The sequence below is a fragment of the Mesorhizobium sp. M1A.F.Ca.IN.022.07.1.1 genome (assembly GCF_003997575.1).
Lineage (GTDB): Bacteria > Pseudomonadota > Alphaproteobacteria > Rhizobiales > Rhizobiaceae > Mesorhizobium.
Genome location: NZ_RZST01000431.1, coordinates 1 through 4,268, shown reverse-complemented (window position 1 = coordinate 4,268; position 4,268 = coordinate 1). Strand labels below are relative to the sequence as shown.

At 63.8% G+C, this 4,268-nt stretch carries 2 protein-coding genes and 1 pseudogene; all 3 read right to left on the bottom strand.

What is annotated here, in order from left to right:
• A partial coding sequence (locus tag EOA75_RS29675) for a helicase-related protein (RefSeq protein ID WP_164747651.1) occupies positions 1–2,330 on the bottom strand: 2,330 nt, incomplete at its 3' end.
• Between the two features lie 724 nt (positions 2,331–3,054).
• Complete coding sequence (locus EOA75_RS29670) at positions 3,055–3,777, bottom strand: beta-ketoacyl-ACP reductase (RefSeq protein WP_067319406.1); 723 nt, start codon at positions 3,775–3,777, stop codon at positions 3,055–3,057.
• Between the two features lie 133 nt (positions 3,778–3,910).
• Positions 3,911–4,268: pseudogene (locus tag EOA75_RS29665) on the bottom strand (acetyl-CoA C-acetyltransferase); the annotation flags it as partial.

Genomic DNA, 4,268 nt, shown 5'->3' with positions numbered 1-4,268 from the left:
CGCTGGCCGAGGCCGGGCTTCCAGTTTGTCGCGGGGCGAATGAGATCGGCCAGCCGCTCTAGGATATCGACGCGTACGGCGCGGCGGCCGAGATTGCGATAGCCGGCGAGCTTGTAGAACGTCTTGTCGAAAGCAGGATCGATCACCACCGAGGTGCGGCCCGATGCCAGCGCATGCACCACGTCGCCGAAGCCTGGCTTGTCCTTGCCGTCGCTCTTAAGCGCCCAGAGCAGCGTCACCAGCCCGGCCGGCGCCGGCTTGATCAGCGCCGGCACGAAGACGTGGTAGGCACCGAAGCGCACGCCAAGGCGCCGCAGGGCCGCCCGGCCTTCCTGGTCGAGCGACTTCATTTCCTCGGCGATGTCGCGGCGGTTGATGAGACCGAAATGCTCGACGAGCTGGAAGGCGATGCCGCGCGCGATGCCGGTGAGCTGCTCGGCGTTCTTCAAATCGACCAGCGGCTTCAAGAGCGACTCGATCTGAAAATTGACGAAACGCTCGGCGCGCGCCGCGACCTTGTCGCGGGCAGGGCCGGTGAGCTGCTCGTCGGCAAGCAGCACAAGGCGCGGCTTCAAAGCCTCGTCGCCGGCAACCAGGGTGCCGATCGGCGCGCCGATCCAGCGCAGGACACCGTCCGAGCCCAATGCCAGATCGCCGTTGGCGCACGCGGCGAAGCGCTCGGCGCGCGCCTCGAACTCAGCCGCGAGCGCCTTCTGGGCAGCGGTGCGCACCGCCTTGGCGTCCTCGCCGCCGGCGCTCTGGTCGGCGGTGAAGCGGAATCCCTGCAACTCGCCGACGTGATGGCCTTCGACGAGCACGGTTCCGGTTGGGCTGATTTCAGCTTCAGGCATGGTATTTTCTCTAAGGCGCCGCATGAGGACGGAAGTCCTGCGGTCTACGAAGCGTTTCGTCAACCGCTCATGCAGCGCATCCGACAATCTGTCTTCGATTTCGCGCGTCTTTTCCTGCCAGTGTAGCTGATCGGCCAGCCAGCCCGGTCGGTTGGAGACGAAGGTCCAGGTACGGATCTGGGCGATCCGGTGCGACAGCGTGTCGATATCACCATCCGTGGTGTCGGCCCGCCGCACCTGTTCGGCCATGTAATTCTCATCGACATGGCCATGGCGTGCAAGGTCCATATAGATCGAGGCGATGAGGTCGGCATGCTGGGCGGGCGCGATCTTGCGGTAGTCCGGCAGCGCGCAGGCCTCCCACAGCAGCGCCACGCGCTCCCTGCCGGTGGCAAGCGTCCTGATGTCGGCGTCGCGCGACAAATGTTCCAGCGCCTGAGCGTCGACCGCCGGCAATGCCCGGGTCAGCCCTTCGACCGGCGCGTTGGTCTCGATCGAGCGTTTCAGGGCATCGAGGCTGGCAAAATCGAAATCGGCGGTGCGCCACTGCAGCACCTTCACCGGGTCGAAATCGTGCCCCTCGATCTTCTTGACCAGATCCTCGTCGAACGGATCGACCTGGCCGGTGACGCCGAAGGTGCCGTCGCGCAGGTGTCGGCCGGCACGCCCCGCGATCTGGCCTAGCTCGGCGGCGGTCAGGTTGCGGTATTGGTAGCCGTCGAACTTGCGGTTCTGGGCGAAGGCGACGTGCTCGAGGTCGAGGTTCAGGCCCATGCCGATGGCATCGGTGGCGACCAGATAGTCGACGTCGCCCGACTGGAAGATCTCCACCTGGGCATTGCGGGTGCGGGGACTGAGCGCGCCGAGAACGACGGCAGCACCGCCCTGCTGGCGGCGGATCAATTCGGCGATGACATAGACCTCGTCGGCGGAGAAGGCGACGATCGCCGTGCGCCGCGGCAGGCGGGTGAGCTTCTTCGAGCCGGCGTAGGCAAGATGCGACAGCCGCGGCCGCGTCACCACCGAGACGCCCTTCAGCAGGCGTTGCAGGATGCCGTGCATGGTGGCGGCGCCCAGAAGCAGCGTCTCCTGGCGGCCGCGCAGATGCAGGATGCGGTGGGTGAAGATGTGGCCGCGTTCGAGGTCGCCGGCGAGCTGCACCTCGTCGATGGCGACGAAGGCGGCATCGGTCTCTCGCGGCATCGCTTCCACGGTGCAGACGGAATATCTCGCGCTCGCCGGCACGATCTTCTCTTCGCCGGTGATCAGCGCCACCTTGCTGGCGCCGACCTTCTCGCAGACGCGCGTATAGACCTCGCGGGCAAGGAGCCTCAGCGGCAGACCGATGATGCCGGTGTCGTGCGACACCATGCGCTCGATGGCGAGATGGGTCTTGCCGGTGTTAGTGGGGCCGAGCACGGCCGTTACGTCGCGGCCGGAAAGGATCAGCGGCTGGGAGGGTTTCGGCTGGATATTCATCGGCTCGGAAATGAGGCTTTCTGCCGCTTGTTGTCGGGGACGCGGCGGTGCCGCCGCGTGTGACAGGGCACACATAGGGATTTCAGACGCGAAGCGAAAGCGGAATGTTCCCATCAAGAGATGGCGCGACGACAGGCAAGGTCAAAATCCGCGGCCGATTAACCGTTGGAACGAGTCTGGAACGAATCGGCGACGAATCACTGACTCGCTCTGATTCAGGTTTTGTTCACGGCTATATGTGGATTTTTTGACCATGAGTCTCACCACATGCTGAATCTGTGAACTGGCCCGTTTCGTGCTTGGCTCGCGCTGGTTCCGGAGCGTCGTTAACCTTTGCGGGGGAGCGACCGCGACGGACTCGAGCGCGGCCGCCAACATTGTGAAATGGTTGATCTTTCCTAACCGGCGTTAATCTTGTTCGCGCCTATTTCCGGCGCGGCGCGTTAACTTCTCGGCCAAAGCCGGAACGAATCGGCGACGAATCAGCGATCTGCAAAACTTCCTGTTTTGTTCACCCCTAGATATGGTGTTGTCCAAAGCTTGTGCACCGAAAATCCACAGCTTGTGAACCGGGTTTCCCACAGGGCGCGGGGAGGCTGTTAACTTTTGCGTGCCAAATTGAGGCATGCCCACCCGGTGCTGCCGGAGCGCAGACAAAAACAGGCGGCCCGTTTGCGGCGGGCCGCCTGCCATCGGTGTCAGAAGAGTTCAGCCGAACAAGATCTCAGGCGAAATACTGGCCGCCATTGGCGCTTATGGTCGAGCCGGTGATGAAGCCTGCGTCTTCGGAGGCGAGGAAGACAACGCAGCGCGCAATCTCCTCCGGCTCGCCGAGACGGCCGACCGGGATCTGAGCGATGATCGATTCCCGCACTTTTTCCGGCACGGCCATGACCATGTCGGTGGCGATGTAGCCGGGGCAAACAACGTTGACGGTGATGCCGGCGCGGGCGCCTTCCTGGGCAAGCGCCTTGGTAAAGCCGATATCGCCGGCTTTCGAGGCCGAATAATTGACCTGGCCCATCTGGCCTTTCTGGCCGTTGATCGAGGAGATGGTGATGACGCGGCCGAACTTCCTATCGCGCATGCCGTTCCATAGCGGATGCGTCATGTTGAAGACGCCGGAAAGGTTGGTGTCGATGACCTCCTTCCACTGCTCGCGGGTCATCTTGTGGAACATGGTGTCGCGGGTGATGCCGGCATTGTTGACCAGCACCGAGACCGGACCGAGATCAGCCTCGACTTGGGCGATGCCGGCGGCGCAAGCGTCATAATCGGCGACCGACCATTTGTAGACGGGGATGCCGGTCTCGGCCTTGAATTTCTGGGCCGCCTCGTCATTGCCGGCATAGTTCGCGGCGACCGAATAGCCGGCATTCTTCAGGGCCACCGATATCGCCGCACCGATGCCGCGCGATCCGCCCGTGACGATTGCTACCTTGCTCATGCATTTCCTCCCTTTGGTCGGAAGAGCGAATAGGGAGTGGCGAATAGCGAGTAGGGATCGATAGCCCGTCGTGCAACGCCATTTCCCCCTATTCGCTACTCCCCATTCGCTATTCGCTCAGTTCGCCATTCGCTCAGTTCAAGGCTTCCACACACATCGCAACGCCCATGCCGCCGCCGATGCAAAGCGTCGCGAGGCCCTTCTTTGCGCCGCGGCGGCGCATCTCGTAGACCAGCGTGTTGAACACGCGGGCGCCCGAGGCGCCGATCGGATGGCCGATGGCGATGGCGCCGCCATTGACGTTGACGATCGAGGGATCCCAGCCCATGCCCTTGTTGACGGCGCAGGCCTGCGCGGCGAAGGCCTCGTTGGCCTCGACGAGATCGAGGTCCTTGGCCGACCAGCCGGCCTTCTCCAGCGCCCGCTTCGAGGCCGGGATCGGGCCGGTGCCCATGATCGCCGGATCGACGCCGGCGGTCGCCCAGGAGGCG

Bases quoted from the DNA above. Each gene is read 5' to 3' on its own strand.
- EOA75_RS29670 (WP_067319406.1), bottom strand. From the start codon at position 3,777: ATGAGCAAGGTAGCAATCGTCACGGGCGGATCGCGCGGCATCGGTGCG.